This window comes from Commensalibacter papalotli (ex Servin-Garciduenas et al. 2014) (assembly GCF_000527695.1).
GTDB lineage: Bacteria > Pseudomonadota > Alphaproteobacteria > Acetobacterales > Acetobacteraceae > Commensalibacter > Commensalibacter papalotli.
This window is the reverse complement of the sequence record NZ_ATSX01000001.1, coordinates 754,285-770,742: the sequence shown is the minus strand read 5'-3', so window position 1 is coordinate 770,742 and position 16,458 is coordinate 754,285. Positions and strand designations below refer to the sequence as shown.

Here is a 16,458-nt window from a genome sequence, read left to right as displayed (position 1 = left end):
AAAAAAAACGATCTTAATTGAGAACCACAACCAAATGAATGCGTTAATTATAATCCCCGCACGCCTGGCCTCTACAAGGTTACCTAATAAACCCTTGGCCGATATTTATGGAAAACCAATGATTGTGCATGTGATGGAACAAGCACAAAAAGCCAATATTGGTCCTGTTATTGTGGCTTCTGGTGACAAAGAAATTACAGATATCATTACTCAAGCTGGGGGCAGGGTTATTGATACAGACCCTGATCTTCCTTCTGGTTCAGACCGCGTTTATCAAGCATTTCTGAAAGTTGAAAACCATCAAGATTATGATGTTATCATTAATTTACAAGGGGATTTGCCTTTGATAAATCCTGATGATATCCGTCAGTCTTTACGCCCATTATCAGATTCAACGGTTGATATTGCGACTTTGATTGCACCTATTAAAACCGATTTTGAACGTAACGCCCCCTCTGTGGTCAAAGTAGCATGTAGCTTTAAAGATCAAGATACTATAGGAAAAGCACTCTATTTTTCCAGAGCGCTTATTCCTTCAGGAGAAGGGCCTCTATGGCATCATGTAGGAATTTACGCTTATCGCAAGGCTGCATTAGAACGTTTTATTTCTTTACCAGCATCCTATTTGGAAAGCAGAGAAAAGCTTGAGCAACTTAGAGCTTTAGAGGCTGGGATGAGTATTGGTTGTGCGACTATTCAAGATGCGCCATTCGGTGTAGATACACCAGAAGACTTGGAAAATGTCAGAAAAATAATAAAAGGTTAATCTATAATGACAGAAAAAAAAATTATTGCCTTCCAAGGCAGACCTGGCGCCTATTCTGACCTTGCTTGTCGTGAAGCCCGACCTGGTTGGACGACTTTACCGTGTGAAGATTTTCATGCAACCATTAAAGCTGTTCAAACAGGCAAAGCAGATCAAGCTATGTTGCCCTGTGAAAATAATTTAGTCGGGCGAGTGCCTGATATTCATACATTGTTACCTTCATCAGGGTTATTCATTGTTGATGAACATTTTCAGAGAGTTGAACATTGTTTAATAGGAATCCGAGGGGCAAAAATTGAAGACATTAAACGTTTGCATACGCATCCCGTAGCTATGGGGCAAGTAGCAGCGCTTATTCAAGATTTAGGTATTGAACCAATTATTGAATTTGATACTGCGGGTTCTGCTGAAATTATTGTTCAGTTAAATAATAAAGAAGACGCAGCAATCGCATCTTCCTTGGCTGCAGAACTTAACGGACTTGAGGTTTTACGTCACAATGTAGAAGATGAATCCTATAATACGACACGGTTTTACATTGTAGCCCAAGAAAAAGATGTTCCACCATTTCACGAAAAAGATGTCATAACAACATTGTTATTTAAAACTAAAAATATTCCTTCAGCTTTGTACAAAGCTTTGGGAGGGTTTGCTACCAATAATATTAACATGACAAGGTTGGAAAGCTGCATGGCTGATGGGACTTTTATAGCTACAAAATTTTTAGTTGATGTTGATGGACATATAGAGGAAGCTGGTTTAAAGCGTGCTATTAATGAGTTGCGTTTTTATGCCGAGGAATGTGTTATTTTAGGGGTCTATCCTGCATCACCATATCGTCAATCAAAACAACATTAATCTATATTTTATGCTATAAATTACTAAGAGAAAGAATACAAAGGAACATTTCATGACAAATATTTGGCTAGAGGGCTCACTTACAGCATTAATTACTCCTATGAATCAAGATGGTTCTTTGGATGTTAAGGCGTTTGAGAAATTTGTAGATTGGCAAATACAACAAGGCACCTCTGCGCTTGTACCTGTTGGAACAACAGGGGAAAGCCCAACTTTGTCTCATGAAGAACATAAAAAGATTGTTGAAATTGCAGTTAAAGTCTCTGCTGGGCGTGTGCCTGTTTTAGCTGGTGCTGGTTCTAATTGTACAGATGAAGCAATTGAAATGGCGAATTTTGCCAAAGAGATCGGTGCAAATGCGGCTCTTGTTGTAACGCCATATTACAACAAACCTACTCAAGAAGGGTTGTTCCTCCATTATTCAGCCATTGCTAATGCATCAGAGTTCCCAATATATATTTACAATATTCCTGGACGTTCTGTAATTGATATGTCTGTAGAAACGATGGCTAGATTAGCGGAAAACCCTTATATTGTCGGTGTGAAGGACGCAACTGCGAATTTAGTTCGCCCTATTCAAGAGCGCCGTGCGATTAAAAAACATTTTAATTTGCTTTCTGGTGAGGATGGAACAGTGGTTTCTTATCTAGCTGCTGGTGGGAATGGATGTATCAGTGTGACTGCGAATGTTGCCCCGAAATTTTGTGCGCAAATACACAAAGCTTGGAAAGAAGGAAAGGTTGCAGAGGCGATTGCTCTGCAAGATCGTCTTTCTGTACTACATGATGCAATGTTCTGTGAAAGTAACCCAGGGCCTGTTAAATATGCAGCATCGCTCTTAGGTTTATGTAACGAAGTTTGTCGCCTGCCTTTGGCACCGATTACTGATGCTTCAAGGCAAAAAATTAAACACGCCCTAGAGGTGGTTGGATTATTAGGTTAAGTTATGGCTGAGAAAAAAACGAATAGTTTAATTTCTTTTGGAAATGTTGCTAAAAACCGAAAAGCTACTTTCAATTATTCTATAATAGAAAAAATTGAGGCGGGCATTATGTTAAAAGGGCCAGAAGTAAAAAGTTTACGTAATGGCCGCGCAACAATTAATGAGGCTTTTGCCGGAGAAAGGGACGGGGAAATATGGTTGTTTAACAGCTATATTCCTGAATATCAGGGGGGTGTTCTGTCCAAATTTGATCCCAAAGCACCACGCAAATTGTTATTGCATCAAAAGCAAATTAACAAATTATTGGGATCAATCACACGCGAAGGCATGACGCTTGTTCCTTTGGATATATTCTTTAATTCCAGAGGGATAGCCAAGGTTTCTTTGGGGTTAGGGCAAGGTAAAAAGAAGACCGATAAACGCCAGGCAATCGCAGATCGTGATTGGAAAAGAGACAAGGCAAGACTATTAAGAAATAAAGTTTAAATTTTCTAAGAAACTTTTGACAAAAACTAAATAAAGTACCATCATAAAACAGAGGTGATCACAAAAGAGAGAGTGAAAACTTAGTGAAACTATTTAATTTTTATATAATAATGATTTCAAGCTCTTAAGGCTTCCTGTTGTTGAACACGCTCTAGATATACACTATTTTTCTAGTAAGGTTTTCTTGAATGGCAGATTCGGTATTAATAATAAATGCAGGTTCATCAAGTCTAAAATTTTCTTTGTATCGTGAAGATGCAAAGCAAGAGTTTGTTTGTAGCACTAATGGGTTGCTAGAGGGGATTGGGACCAACAAACCTCATCTCATCATTAAAGATAATAAAAAAAATATACTGTATGAGAAAAATTGGATAGATCCTAAACTCTTCCAATCAAGTGCCAGAGGTGCCCTATTTGATGAAACGATGGAGTGGCTATTTACTCATCTAGGCAATGATCAAATTATTGGTATTGGACATCGTTTCGTTCATGGTGGTTCTAAATACTCTGCTCCTGCTATTGCTAATGAAAAAGTATATGAAGATTTAAAAGCCCTCACTCCTTTCGTACCTTTACATCAGCCTGGTAGTTTATCGCCTATGCGCGTGATGCTTGATAAAAGACCTGAAATTGTTCAAGTTGCATGTTTTGATACGGCTTTTCACGCAACCATGCCTGATTATGCAAAACGTTTTGCATTACCCAGAAAATATTATGACGATGGGGTACGGCGCTATGGTTTCCACGGTTTGTCTTATCAATATATTGTCCAATATTTACAAGAAACGAACTCTCCTTTAGCCAATGGTAAAGTTATTGTTGCACATTTAGGAAATGGTGCCAGTGTCACCGCAATTCATAATGGAAAATGTATCGATACCTCTATGAGTTTTACACCGCTTGATGGTTTAGTCATGGGAACACGTACTGGACATATTGATGCTGCAATTATTTTGTATATGCTACAAGAGGAAAAGTTATCTGCTGATGAAATTCAAGATTTGATTTGGAAAAAATCTGGCCTTTTGGGTGTTTCAGAGGTTTCAAGTGATATGCGTGATATTGTCGAAGAAGTCAATACAAACGGCACCAATGCAGTTTATGCAAAACAAGCACTTGATTTATTTACATATAGACTGGTTGGCGAAATTGGACGATTAGTTACCTCCTTACAAGGTTTCGATGGTTTAATATTTACAGCTGGTATTGGTGAACATTCTTCAACTTTGAGGTTTGAAGTTTGTAAAGCTTTAGAGTGGTTAGGCGTAAATATTGACAAAGAAGCAAATAATTCTGGAGATCTGATTATCAGTAAACCAGAAAGTAAAATTTTAGTTCAGACTATTCCTACAAATGAAGAGTTGATTATGCTTCAGGAAGTTTTGAAGTTCGCCAAGAATTAAAGAAACCTGCAACAATTTTATTAATGAAAGACTTTGATATTTGTAGATTATAATAAAAAAAAGGACGTGGATAAAACGACGAATAAGAATCCTTTATCTTCTAAAGAAGTAGAGCTATTTAACAAATGGTGGCATGTTGCTAATTATTTGTCCGTTGGACAAATCTATTTAATGAAAATCTGCTTCTCAGAGAGCCTTTAAAATTAGAACATACAAAACCCCGCTTGTTGGGACATTGGGGTACGACACCTGGTTTAAATTTCATCTATTTATATTTAAACCGTATTATTAGAAATCGTGATTTAAATATTTTATATGTTGCAGGTCCAGGTCACGGGGCTCCAGGTGTTGTTGCTTCAACTTATATTGAAGGAACTTATACCGAGCTTTTTCCCGATATTACTGAAGATGAAGCTGGAATGCAAAAACTTTTCAAACAGTTCTCTTTCCCAGGGGGTATTCCAAGTCATGCCGCACCAACCACTCCCGGCTCTATTCATGCAGGTGGTGAATTAGGGTATTCTCTATCTCACTCTTATGGTGCGATTTTTCATGATCCAGATTTAATCGTTGCTTGTGTTATTGGTGATGGTGAAGCAGAAACAGGGCTATTGGCTGCTTCGTGGCATAGTAATAAATTTGTTAATCCAAAAACAGATGGTGCTGTTTTGCCTATTTTACATCTTAATGGATATAAAATTGCTAATCCAACTGTTCTAGCTCGTATTTCTCATGAAGAATTATCAAATTTAATGCATGGTTATGGTCATGAGCCTATTTTTGTAGAGGGGCATGATCCTAATGAAATGCATCAAAAAATGGCTGTCGCTTTTGATGAGGCATTTGATAAAATTAGACAAATCCAAAAAGATGCCAGAGAAAACAATAAAACAGATCGTCCATTATGGCCTATGATTGTTCTGCGCAGCCCTAAAGGATGGACTTGTCCAAAAACAATCGAAGGCGAAAGAGTAGAAGATTTCTGGCGTGCCCATCAAGTACCATTTGGTGATTTAACAAAACCTGGGCATTTAGAGCTATTAGAAAAATGGATGAAAAGCTATCATCCAGAAGAGTTATTTGATGAATCTGGTAAATTATTCCCCGAAATTGCTGCGTTAAACCCAGTAGGTTTTAAACGCATGAGTGCTATACCTCAAAGTAATGGTGGTGCAGTCAAACGAGCATTAAAACTACCTAATTTTACAGAATATGCTTTGGCTATTAGTGCACCTGGAAGAGAGGAAGGAGAGGCTACACGTATTTTAGGTAGTTACTTGCGTGATGTTGTTAAAGCAAATAAAAATAATTTCTTAGTTTTATCTCCTGATGAAAACAATTCTAACCGCTTAAATAACGTCTTGGAAGTTACTAACCGTGTTTGGAATGCAGAGATTTTTGATTTTGATGATCATTTGGCTCATGAAGGTCAAGTCATGGAAATCCTCAGTGAGCATACAATTGAAGGATGGCTAGAAGGATATTTGTTAACAGGACGTCATGGTTTCTTCTCTTGTTATGAAGCTTTTATCCATATTGTCGATTCTATGGTTAACCAGCATTCTAAATGGATTGATGGTGCCAAAGAGGTTGAATGGCGCAGGCCAATTGCTTCATTAAATATCTTGTTAACATCCCATGTATGGAGACAAGATCACAATGGATTTAGCCATCAAGATCCTGGTTTTATTGACCATGTGGTCAGAAAACAATCTGATATTAGTCGTATCTATTTACCACCTGATGCAAATACTTTGCTTTATATTGCTGATCATTGTTTGCGTACAAGTAACAGAATTAACGTGATTGTTGCTGGTAAACAACCACAAGCACAATGGCTCAGTATGGATGCTGCAATTAAACATTGTACTGAAGGTGTTGGTATTTGGGAATGGGCCAGTAATGACAAAGGGCATGAGCCAGATGTTGTTCTTGCCTGTGCAGGTGATGTTCCAACGATGGAAGCATTAGCTGCCGTTAAAATCTTACATGAACATATGCCAGAGTTAAAAGTTCGTTTTGTTAATGTTGTTGATTTAATGACATTGGCTGCACCATCTCAACATCCTCATGGTCTGTCAGATGGCACATTTGATTCCCTTTTCACTAAAGATAAACCAGTGATCTTTGCTTATCATGGATATCCTCAACTTATTCACTCTTTGGTTTATAAAAGAACAAATGCGAAAAATTTCCATGTTCATGGCTTTAGAGAAGAAGGAACAACAACAACCCCATTTGATATGGTAGTTTTAAACAATTTAGATCGTTATAACTTGGTTGCGAATATTGTTAATCGTACAGCCAAGAATAGTTCAAAAGTTGCTTATATAAACCAAATGGTTTGTGATAAATTAGTAGAACATAAACGTTATATCCACGAACATGGTCAGGATATGCCCGAGATCCGTAATTGGTCTTGGACTTCTTAAATTAAAATGATAATGGAGGAGAAGAGGAAATAGTCTTTTCCTCCTAATTATTTTGACTGGATATTTCTTTACATATAATCCTTACAGAAGGTTCTGCTCGTTTACTACAAATCGCTTGAACATCTGTTTCGCAAAATTGTATAGAATTCGAATATAGCGCTCTTAATATAGCGAGATTAATATCTCTTTGGGTATTGGGGGCTTTTGTTAATTGTTCTTTTAAATTATGTAGTTTTTTTAAACTATCCATACATGTTGGACTGATTGTCTCAGGTTTGGAATTCAAAACTTTGAACATTGTTTGCAAATGTTTATCTAAAAAGCTAATCGCTTTTTCATCATTTGACTGAGCAAAAGCAGAACATACAATTATGCTTGAGCTTAAAAATATACTTAGACATATAGCTTTTTTCACATAAATATCCCTATGTAATGATTACTCAATATTATATCAAAATAAAAATGGAAACTATAAAACTTTTATTATTCAGTTTTTTGTTTTGTAAAAAAATGTGTCATATTAAAAGTTTGTATAACTTTCTTTAATTTTATACATTCTATCCTATTACTATCCTTATATCATACACAGACTATTCCTCAAGCTTATCCCCGAAATTGTGGATAACTTTTGCATGCACTTTAAAAAAGACATACAAATTTGAAAAATCTTTTATTTAAAGCTAAGAATTATATGGTATCTTGTTTTATCGCAAATAGTTAAAGATTTGATTATTAATGGAGTATAAAATGTCTATGAATAAAAATAAAAAAAAGGCAGCCATTTTCGGGATTAAATCCTCATTACTAGGCTCTCTTTTATTACTAGCAGCTTGTACTGGAACAGCTGGCACGCCAGTGCCTCCTGGAACAGAATCAAAAGCTGGATATGGTACAGCTTGTAAAGCAGGAGCATATTCTTGTAATACTCCTTATCCTGTTCCTTTGGGATCTCCTTGTAGTTGTCCTGGTCTTGGGGCTGCTTCTTACGGAAATGTTCACGCAAAATAATTATTTCGTTGATGAATATTTTTAATTTCTTTGTAATCAGATACGGATAACTTTTCAATGGATTTATTCGCATCTGATACTGATTCAGAAAAACAATCTATATCTGTTAATGGTACAGCCAAAGAAAAATCCCCTTTGGCTGATGCTTTACGTCCGAAAACTTTAAATGAAGTGATTGGTCAGGATCATTTGTTGGGCCCTGATGGTATCTTAACGAATATGTTAGGACATCATACTTTATCAAGTTTAATTTTATGGGGAAACCCAGGCACTGGAAAAACAACAATTGCACGTATTCTTGCTCATGAAACAGATCTGCATTTCCTTCAAATATCAGCTATTTTCTCAGGGGTTAGCGATTTAAAAAAGGCTTTTGATGAAGCGAAACGGTTTCGCAATCACTCTGGTAAAGGCACTTTATTATTTGTTGATGAAATCCATCGCTTTAACCGTGCACAACAAGATGGCTTTTTGCCTGTTGTAGAGGATGGTACGATCATCCTTATTGGTGCGACAACAGAGAACCCGTCTTTTACTTTGAACAGTGCTTTGCTTTCACGTTGTCAGATTTTAGTTTTACGCAGGTTAGATGAACAGGCTCTTAGTTTACTTTTGTCTCGTGCAGAGCAGCAATTAGATCGTCAACTTCCTTTATCTAAAAATGCACGTAATGATTTAATTTCTATGGCTGATGGAGATGGTCGTTATTTATTAAATATGGTTGAACAAATTATTTTACATGCTAAGAATACAATTCTAGATAGTAAAGATTTAACACGTATCCTGAGCCGCAGGGCTACTTTATATGACCGTAACCGTGATGGACATTATAATCTAATTTCAGCTTTGCATAAATCATTAAGGGGCTCTGATCCTGATGCTGCTTTATACTGGTTTGCTCGAATGTTAGAGGGTGGAGAAGATCCCAGATATATTGCGCGCAGGTTAACTCGTTTTGCAGCTGAAGATGTAGGACTTGCATCACCTAATGCATTAACCCTTGCAATTGCAGCGTGGGAAACATATGAACGTCTTGGTACGCCTGAGGGTGAGGTTGCTTTAGCAGAATTGGTTGTATATTTAGCAACAGCTCCCAAATCTAATGCTGTTTACAAGGCATATAACGAAGTAAGAGCGATTGCTAAAAAAACTGGAAGCTTTATGCCCCCTGCACATATTTTGAATGCTCCAACAAATATGATGAAGGATTTAGGATATGGAAAAGGATATGAGTATGATCATGATACTGAAGAGGGCTTTTCTGGTCAAAATTATTTTCCTGATGAAATGCAACCTCAACAATTTTACACACCGACTAATCGTGGCGTAGAGGATACTATTGCTCAACGATTGTCTCACTGGAATCAACTAAGAAAAAAGCGTTCTGTATGAAAATTTTACATATTTCAATTTTAAAAGAAGATGGCGATGTTAGACTAGATCGTTGGATCAAACGGCAAAATCCTAATATCACCCAAGGCGTAATCCAAAAATTATGTCGTACAGGACAAATTCGTGTCGATGGAAAACGAGTTCAAGCCGCAACACATTTAAAAGAAGGTGAGATCGTTCGTTTTCCAATCGTTGAGATTGATCATGAAAAAGCCAAGCAACCTCAACAAGTTGATCCTAAACTAGCAAAACAATTAAAAGAATGGATTATTTATCAAGACGATGATTTGTTTGTTATCAATAAACCTTCTGGCATAGCTGTACAAGGTGGCAGTAACGTTACCAGTCATATTGATGGAATATTAGAAGCTTTACAATTTGACAGTAAATATCGCCCTTCTTTGGTACATCGTCTTGATAAAGATACTTCTGGACTATTGTTGATAGCACGCCACCCAGCTTCTGCTGCTAAACTCTCAGCAGCTTTCAGAAGTAGGGAGATGAAAAAAACCTATTGGGCGATTACAACGCGTCGACCTTCACCACTCAGTGGCCGTATTGATTTACCTTTGTTAAAAGTAGAATACCAAAATGGTTCTCATATAGAGGCCGCTGATGCTAAAAATAAAGAAGCACAACGTGCCATTACAGAGTACGAAGTTAAAGATTTTGCCGCCAGAAAGCTTGCTTTGGTTGAACTTTATCCTTTAACAGGGCGTATGCATCAGCTGCGTGTTCATTGTGCAGAAATGAAAACGCCTATTCTAGGTGATAAAAAATATAATAAAGAAATGCCTTTTATGGATGGTTTTTCTCAGAAACTACATCTTCATGCGCGTGCCCTAGATATGCCTCATCCGTCAGGGGGAAGGTTAGTTATAGAGGCACCTTTGCCTGAGCATATGAAAGAAACATTTGAGCATTTAGGGTTTGTGATCCCAACAGAAAAAACAGCTATTCGGACTAAAAAATGAATAAAAAAAAGGTTATTCTTGGAAGTTGTGGAATTATATTCTGCTTAATAGGGGGTAGTTTGTTCGCATTGGATCATTTTGTTGATCGCAAAATGATCTTAGAACAACTGTATTCGAATGTCGAAAAACAGACAGGGCGAAAATTAACTCTTACTAATCTAGATATTCATATTTTCCCTTGGCCAGAAATCCAAGCTTCTCAGATAACCTTGTCCAACATGCCGAATGGTAAAAACCCTGATTTTATTACCGCAGGTCATTTAAAAGCTGATTTAAATATATGGTCTCTGTGGCAGAAAAAAATACATTTTCAAACCATTGAGCTATCAGATGTTAAAATATATCTGGAGCGTGATGCACAAGGAAAGAAAAATTGGGATTTACAATCTATTGAAAAGCCAAAAGATATTTCTGCAATAGATGCAAATAAAGTATCTCGACGTAAATGGAAATGGCAGTTTAACAACGTACAACTTTTAAATGTGGAATGTTGGTATGATGATGCTTATACCCACAAAAATGCACATCTTATATTTACTCAAGCAGAGCTGAATCAGCTTGAATCAAATAAAGTTAAATTTAACATTAATGGTTCACATCATCATGCTGACTTTACTATTTCTGGCAGGGTAAGTCATTTTGATGAGTTGTTAGAAAATGAAGGGATTGTTTCGCAACCCGTTAAATTTCAAGTCAATTTAACGCAGTATATTCGCAAGCAAAATATTGGCAGTTTACGTGTCAGTGGGACTTTGAAAAATCTCGTTCAAATAAAAGGATATGATATTACACTGCGAGGAACTATTTTAAATCTAAATGATTTGAACCAACTTTTACCTCATGCGAATTTACCTTCTATTGAAAATATAACCTTGAGTACGGCTATTAAAGATGTTGCTTCTGATAATGATCCAGTGGCTAAACCCCAAATTAATCAGCTACAACTTCATACTGGTAAAATAAAAGCAGATTTTTTGCCTGCTGATTTACAACTTACCAGCACTGAAATCATTGCCAATGATTTAAATAGTAATGTCAATACTCAGATTACAGGTCAATTATATGGCACTATGTTTCGCTGGTCAGGAGATTTGGGATCATTAAGATCTTTACAAAATAACTTTTTCTTTCAAACTAAAAAAATGCTTTCAGTATCAGGAAAATTGACCTCTGCCAATTATAATCTCGAATTAAACGGAAATATAGGCGGTAATACACCATCATTAGATGTTAATCTAAATCTTTTAAAATATAATAATTACTTTAAAGGAATAGGAGATATTAATGCTCAAAATATTAAATATACAGGAAAAATTACAGCTTCATTTCCACTAATATTATCTTTTTTTATGCATATGTCCAACGAGGATTTGTATAATATTTATACAAATGGCAAGTTAACTAGTAATAGTATCAAAGTTAATCAATTTCATTTCGATAATTTCTCTACTAATGTTGCTTGGAAAAATAAAGAGCTTGCTTTAACGCAGTTTCAACTTGCTAATAATGTGAGTAATTTCAAAGGAAATATTTTATATTCTATAAAGCAAGCCCCTCCAACAATAACTATTAACCTAAAACCATCTTCATTTCCTATGAAATGGATGGAAGCATATTTTGCTATTGCCAATGTCTATACAGGACAAGTGACTATTATGGGAGATTTCTTCAGTAAAGGTTATGATTGGCAAGAATGGAAAAATAATATCACAGGAAAATTGGGATTGCTGGGAACAGACGGCAAGTTAGAAGCAGAAGGTCTTAAACATTATATTGGCCAAGCGGCTTCAACTTTGCCCTTAAAAGAATCTTTGGCAACTCAATGTCTGGCAGTTCGTGCGCAGATTAATCCTGAAATATTATATTTTGATACATTAACCTTACAAACCAATCAATTTGCGCTGAATGGACAAGGTGATTTGAATATTCCTGATCAAAAATTAAATCTCCACTTTACTCCTGATATTCGTCTGGGAGCGATCAGTGCTTCTGCACCCATACGGGTGGGGGGAACGCTTTCAAAACCTTATACAACTTTTGATAAGAATAAAAATAAGGTTTTTTCTCTGAATATCAATGCATTAACAAAATCAGTAGTTCCTACAAATTATTGTAAGGACGCATTGGATAAGGCTAGAAACCCTTTGGGGATTTCTCTGAAAAAATAAGTAAATGTTTAAGAAGGATAAGATATCATTATGAGTGAAGTTATTAAATTACGTCGCTTTTGGGAAACTGTGAGTATTGTTCATAATGATATGGGATATCAAATTTTATTAGATAAACGTCCCGTAAAATTACCTAAAAAAACAGAGCTTTTTGTTCAAAATCATGTATTAGCAGAAAAAATTGCTGAAGAATGGGGAAAAGCAGGGGCTAAAAAAGGCGATACATTCTCTTTTGATGATTTACCAATGACCCAAATTACAGGAACAATGATTGAAAAAGTTGCACCTGATCGCCAAATTTATATTCAAGCTTTGCTGCCATACGTCAATGGGGATTTATTATGTTATCATGCTGAAACTCCCAAAAAACTTATTGTGCAACAGCAAGAAAAATGGATTCCTTTGATAAAATGGATAGAGGATAAATTTCAAATCAAGCTAAAGATTCAACCTGGAATCATGCCAATCAATCAACAACCAGAGGTCATTAATATTTTTGAACGTTACCTTTTGCAACTTGATGATGCAGAGTTAACTTTTTTTGCTATTACTATCCCTTTATTAGGAAGTATGATTTTAACTATTGCTTTAAAAGAAGGTAAAATTAATACACAACAAGCTTTTAAATATGCTTATCTTGACGAAACCATTCAGGCGGAAATTTGGGGAAAAGATACAGAACAACAAGAAAGATTAAAGAAAATTAATGCAGATTTAATTGATTCTTTCGAGTTTTTAAAAATTTCTAAAAATTAATATTTCACAATAAAAATATATTTTATTTATGACATTTTCAAAGTAGTATAATTCTACTAAGAATGTATGTTTTTAGAACAAAGAAATAAGATTTTTTAAGAAGAAACAAGATGTCAAATAAAATTTCAACATACGAAGCTGAACTCAAAGAAGCTAATCATAAAATGAGAAATCATAAGTTGTTTAGCTATATTAAAACAATTGATGATTTACGTTATTTCATGAAATATCATGTTTTTGCTGTTTGGGACTTTATGAGCCTTGCAAAACGTCTGCAACAAGAATTTACATGCGTAACCATTCCTTGGACTCCTAAAAGCAATAATAAAGCAGCAAGAGCTATGAATGATATTATTCTTGGCGAAGAAACTGATGTTAACCTTGATGGAACACACGCCTCTCATTACGAAATGTATTTACATGCGATGAAAGATGTTCAAGCAGATCCTAAACAAGTTCTTACTATGGTAAGTGATTTTGAAAAAAATCCAAAAGGGAATTTCAACGAAATCGTTGCTAAACAAGACATTCCTGATTACGTCAAACAATTTGTAACCCATAATTTAAATACAGCCATAAATGGCAGCATAGATGAAGTTCTTGGCTCTTTTTTTTATGGCCGAGAAGATGCTATTCCTGAAATGTTTAGTAATTTACTAAAGGAATGGGGATTAAAAGAGGAAGATTATCCTAAATTTGTGTATTATTTAGTCAGACATATTGAACTTGATGGCGATTCTCATGGTCCAGCCGTCAATAGTATCATTTCCAACTTAAAAGATAACCCAGAAAAATATATCTCCTTATTAAAAAGTGCCATAGCTGCTGTTCAACATCGAATTAATCTATGGGATGGAATCTATACAGATTTAACCGCTGGTGTCGCTAAAATATAACTTTTAAATAAAGTAGTAAGGTTTTTTAATAAACCTTACTTACTCATGTTTATTCTGGTAACAAAATACTCGTCATTGCCTGACAAGCAATACCTTCTTCTCTACCTGTAAAACCAAGTTTTTCAGTTGTTGTTGCTTTTACGGAAACACGAGAAAATTCAATTTGCAAAAGCTCTGCCACTTTTTCGCGCATTTGATCAATATATGGGCGCATTTTGGGACGTTCACAAATCAAAGTTAGATCAATATTAATAATCTTTCCTCCACGTATGCGTACACGTTCACCTGCATGAATTAAAAATTGTTTACTATCTGCATTTTTCCATTGATTATCAGATGGTGGAAAATGAGCCCCAATGTCTCCTTCTGCCAAGGCACCATAAATTGCATCACACAATGCATGTAAACCAACGTCTGCATCAGAGTGACCAGCCAGCCCAAATTCATGAGGAACCTCTATACCACATAAATGAAGAGGACGTCCTTTTTCAAAAGCGTGCACATCAAATCCAGCACCAACTCTGGGTAACATCATATTACTCATTAAACATTCCAGTCTTTTTAAATCTTCCTGATAGGTAAGTTTTATATTATTTTCATCCCCTTGAACTATAGCAACCTTTAGACCAACATTTTCAAATAATGCAGCATCATCTGTTGCGCTGGAACCCGCGGCCTGCCTATGAATTGTCAAGAAAGGCTGAAACTGAAACCCTTGAGGGGTTTGTGCCCTGTATAAATTATCCCTAGAAACAGTTTCTTCTATGAACTGATCTTTATTTCGTTTTAAGGTTTCTGCTACAGGAATAGCAGGAATAGCTGCTGGGTAATCTTTTAAAGCCTCAACAACTCTTAGAATAATATCGGTAGAAATATTAGGTCTGGCCCCGTCGTGAACTAACACAATATCAGGTTGCTTCTCAGCAGGTAACTTCGCTAGAGCTTCTAATCCTGCACGAACACTGTCTTGACGTTCGGCGCCACCTATAATAGGAGGTAAAATTTTGTTACTATTTAAAGGTGCCAAAATAGATAAAAGTTGATCGGGATCACCAACGGGTTGAATACAAGTTACGTGAGGTAAAAAAGCTTTTGTGGCATGATAAATGACAGGGTGCCCCAGCAAATGAATATATTGCTTTGGCACAGTTCCATCTTTATTGAAACGTTTTCCTACACCGGCTGCGAGGATAATAAGGGCTATACGCATAAAATTAAGATATCCAACTTATTGAAGATTTTACTAAGTGTTTTTATTTAAGAATAAGCTTTTATTCAAGATTGAATAATAGAGCTATTATGATAATGTTGCCAGGTGATTGTAAAGAAAGCAAAAGATTGTGACCATTTCTACTAAAACTATTCCTGTATTAAAACCAATTTGTTTAGACAAAGATAAAATTATAGATGTTCCCATTATTCTTGCCCCTATGGCTGGGGTAACGGATTATCCTTTTCGTAAATTGGTAAAAGAATTCGGAGCAGGGCTGGTCGTTTCTGAAATGATTGCATCTTGGGCGCTTATTCGAGAAAACAAAACAACTTTACAAATGGCTGAGCCTCTTACAGATGGTTTAAATTCTACACAATTGGCAGGTTCTGATCCCACAGCAATGGCCGAAGCTGCTAGAATCGCTGTGGATCATGGGGCAAATATCATTGATATTAATTTTGGTTGCCCTGTTAAAAAAGTAGCTGTTGGTCAACAAGCAGGTTCAGCATTGATGCAGGACGAAGAAAAAGCAGCAACTATTTTAAAAGCTGTTGTCAAAGCAGTTAACGTGCCAGTGACCCTGAAAATGCGTATGGGGTGGGATCAACAATCTTTGAATGCGCCAGCACTTTCGAAAATTGCGGAAGATTGTGGAGTTAAAATGGTGACGATTCATGGTCGCACTCGACAACAACTTTATCGTGGTTCTGCCGATTGGGCTTTCATTCGTAGCGTCAAAGAAGCTGTTTCTATTCCTATCATTGTGAATGGAGATATTATTGATATTGAAACAGCAACAATCGCACTTCAACAGTCTGGAGCAGATGGCTTAATGGTTGGGAGGGGATGTTACGGAAAACCTTGGTTCCTTGCACAATTAAGACATTATTTTACGCATCATGAAATCCTTGATGATCCTTCTTTGCCAGCACAAAAAGAGATTTTATTAAAACATTATAACAGTATGTTATCTTATTACGGTGATCGTTCCGGGGTCAGATTATCACGCAAACATATTTCATGGTATTCAGCTGGATTACATGGTTCGGCTGCTTTTAGGGCATCAATCAATCAAATGGATAATCCTGAAGACGTGATTACAGCTATTCAGACCTTTTACGATCAAAATATTCAACATCAACAAGAAGCTTTACTTCATTAAT

At 36.1% G+C, this 16,458-nt stretch carries 14 protein-coding genes and 1 pseudogene; 13 read left to right on the top strand and 2 right to left on the bottom strand.

Annotated elements, in window-relative coordinates:
• Window positions 1-34: 34 nt before the first annotated feature.
• From COMX_RS03440 to COMX_RS03415, 6 genes and pseudogenes are all read left to right on the top strand, one after another.
• Window positions 35-766 carry a 3-deoxy-manno-octulosonate cytidylyltransferase gene (locus tag COMX_RS03440; RefSeq protein WP_034337015.1) on the top strand — a complete coding sequence of 244 codons (732 nt, stop codon included), beginning with the start codon at window positions 35-37 and terminating at the stop codon, window positions 764-766.
• A 6-nt stretch (window positions 767-772) separates the two neighbouring features.
• Entirely contained in the window at window positions 773-1,624 is an 852-nt protein-coding gene (locus tag COMX_RS03435) for a prephenate dehydratase (protein WP_034337013.1), read from the top strand.
• A 52-nt stretch (window positions 1,625-1,676) separates the two neighbouring features.
• Complete coding sequence (dapA, locus tag COMX_RS03430; RefSeq protein WP_034337010.1) at window positions 1,677-2,567, top strand: 4-hydroxy-tetrahydrodipicolinate synthase; 891 nt, start codon at window positions 1,677-1,679, stop codon at window positions 2,565-2,567.
• 3 nt (window positions 2,568-2,570) lie between these two features.
• A complete protein-coding gene (smpB, locus tag COMX_RS03425) occupies window positions 2,571-3,053 on the top strand; it encodes an SsrA-binding protein SmpB (protein WP_034337007.1) in 483 nt (160 codons plus the stop codon).
• Between the two features lie 188 nt (window positions 3,054-3,241).
• Window positions 3,242-4,456, top strand: a complete 1,215-nt coding sequence (locus COMX_RS03420; protein WP_034337005.1) for an acetate/propionate family kinase — start codon at window positions 3,242-3,244, stop codon at window positions 4,454-4,456.
• A 66-nt stretch (window positions 4,457-4,522) separates the two neighbouring features.
• Window positions 4,523-6,888 (top strand): annotated as a pseudogene (locus tag COMX_RS03415) (phosphoketolase family protein).
• A gap of 43 nt (window positions 6,889-6,931) precedes the next feature.
• Here COMX_RS03415 and COMX_RS03410 read toward each other — a convergent pair.
• Complete coding sequence (locus tag COMX_RS03410) at window positions 6,932-7,303, bottom strand: hypothetical protein (protein WP_034337002.1); 372 nt, start codon at window positions 7,301-7,303, stop codon at window positions 6,932-6,934.
• A gap of 332 nt (window positions 7,304-7,635) precedes the next feature.
• Here COMX_RS03410 and COMX_RS03405 point away from each other — a divergent pair, with 332 nt between their 5' ends.
• The 6 genes from COMX_RS03405 (at window position 7,636) to COMX_RS03380 (ending at window position 14,082) form a co-directional block, all read left to right on the top strand.
• Entirely contained in the window at window positions 7,636-7,896 is a 261-nt protein-coding gene (locus COMX_RS03405) for a hypothetical protein (protein ID WP_235176750.1), read from the top strand.
• A 57-nt stretch (window positions 7,897-7,953) separates the two neighbouring features.
• Entirely contained in the window at window positions 7,954-9,288 is a 1,335-nt protein-coding gene (locus COMX_RS03400; protein ID WP_034336999.1) for a replication-associated recombination protein A, read from the top strand.
• The gene (locus COMX_RS03395) at window positions 9,285-10,262 is read left to right on the top strand and encodes an RluA family pseudouridine synthase (RefSeq protein WP_034336996.1); all 978 of its coding nucleotides are present in this window, start codon (window positions 9,285-9,287) and stop codon (window positions 10,260-10,262) included. The genes COMX_RS03400 and COMX_RS03395 overlap by 4 nt, the downstream gene beginning before the upstream one ends.
• On the top strand, window positions 10,259-12,430 hold the full coding sequence (locus COMX_RS03390) for an AsmA family protein (protein ID WP_034336994.1): 2,172 nt from the start codon (window positions 10,259-10,261) through the stop codon (window positions 12,428-12,430). Before COMX_RS03395 ends, COMX_RS03390 begins: the two co-directional genes overlap by 4 nt.
• Before the next feature lie 30 nt (window positions 12,431-12,460).
• Window positions 12,461-13,186, top strand: a complete 726-nt coding sequence (locus tag COMX_RS03385) for an ATP12 family chaperone protein (protein ID WP_034336990.1) — start codon at window positions 12,461-12,463, stop codon at window positions 13,184-13,186.
• A gap of 110 nt (window positions 13,187-13,296) precedes the next feature.
• On the top strand, window positions 13,297-14,082 hold the full coding sequence (locus tag COMX_RS03380) for a DUF3050 domain-containing protein (protein ID WP_034336987.1): 786 nt from the start codon (window positions 13,297-13,299) through the stop codon (window positions 14,080-14,082).
• Window positions 14,083-14,131: 49 nt separating this feature from the next.
• On the opposite strand, the gene COMX_RS03375 is transcribed toward COMX_RS03380, so the two are convergent.
• On the bottom strand, window positions 14,132-15,292 hold the full coding sequence (locus COMX_RS03375; protein WP_034336984.1) for a bifunctional 2-C-methyl-D-erythritol 4-phosphate cytidylyltransferase/2-C-methyl-D-erythritol 2,4-cyclodiphosphate synthase: 1,161 nt from the start codon (window positions 15,290-15,292) through the stop codon (window positions 14,132-14,134).
• Between the two features lie 130 nt (window positions 15,293-15,422).
• On the opposite strand from COMX_RS03375, the gene dusB reads away from it, so the two are divergent.
• The gene (gene dusB / locus COMX_RS03370; protein WP_034336982.1) at window positions 15,423-16,457 is read left to right on the top strand and encodes a tRNA dihydrouridine synthase DusB; all 1,035 of its coding nucleotides are present in this window, start codon (window positions 15,423-15,425) and stop codon (window positions 16,455-16,457) included.
• The last annotated feature ends 1 nt before the right edge of the window (window position 16,458 follow it).

Excerpts from the sequence above, each read along its gene's own strand:
- COMX_RS03440 (WP_034337015.1), top strand. The coding sequence starts at position 35 with ATGAATGCGTTAATTATAATCCCCGCACGCCTGGCCTCTACAAGGTTA.
- COMX_RS03435 (WP_034337013.1), top strand. The coding sequence starts at position 773 with ATGACAGAAAAAAAAATTATTGCCTTCCAAGGCAGACCTGGCGCCTAT.
- dapA (WP_034337010.1), top strand. The coding sequence starts at position 1,677 with ATGACAAATATTTGGCTAGAGGGCTCACTTACAGCATTAATTACTCCT.
- smpB (WP_034337007.1), top strand. The coding sequence starts at position 2,571 with ATGGCTGAGAAAAAAACGAATAGTTTAATTTCTTTTGGAAATGTTGCT.
- COMX_RS03420 (WP_034337005.1), top strand. The coding sequence starts at position 3,242 with ATGGCAGATTCGGTATTAATAATAAATGCAGGTTCATCAAGTCTAAAA.
- COMX_RS03405 (WP_235176750.1), top strand. The coding sequence starts at position 7,636 with ATGTCTATGAATAAAAATAAAAAAAAGGCAGCCATTTTCGGGATTAAA.
- COMX_RS03400 (WP_034336999.1), top strand. The coding sequence starts at position 7,954 with ATGGATTTATTCGCATCTGATACTGATTCAGAAAAACAATCTATATCT.
- COMX_RS03395 (WP_034336996.1), top strand. The coding sequence starts at position 9,285 with ATGAAAATTTTACATATTTCAATTTTAAAAGAAGATGGCGATGTTAGA.
- COMX_RS03390 (WP_034336994.1), top strand. The coding sequence starts at position 10,259 with ATGAATAAAAAAAAGGTTATTCTTGGAAGTTGTGGAATTATATTCTGC.
- COMX_RS03385 (WP_034336990.1), top strand. The coding sequence starts at position 12,461 with ATGAGTGAAGTTATTAAATTACGTCGCTTTTGGGAAACTGTGAGTATT.
- COMX_RS03380 (WP_034336987.1), top strand. The coding sequence starts at position 13,297 with ATGTCAAATAAAATTTCAACATACGAAGCTGAACTCAAAGAAGCTAAT.
- COMX_RS03375 (WP_034336984.1), bottom strand. The coding sequence starts at position 15,292 with ATGCGTATAGCCCTTATTATCCTCGCAGCCGGTGTAGGAAAACGTTTC.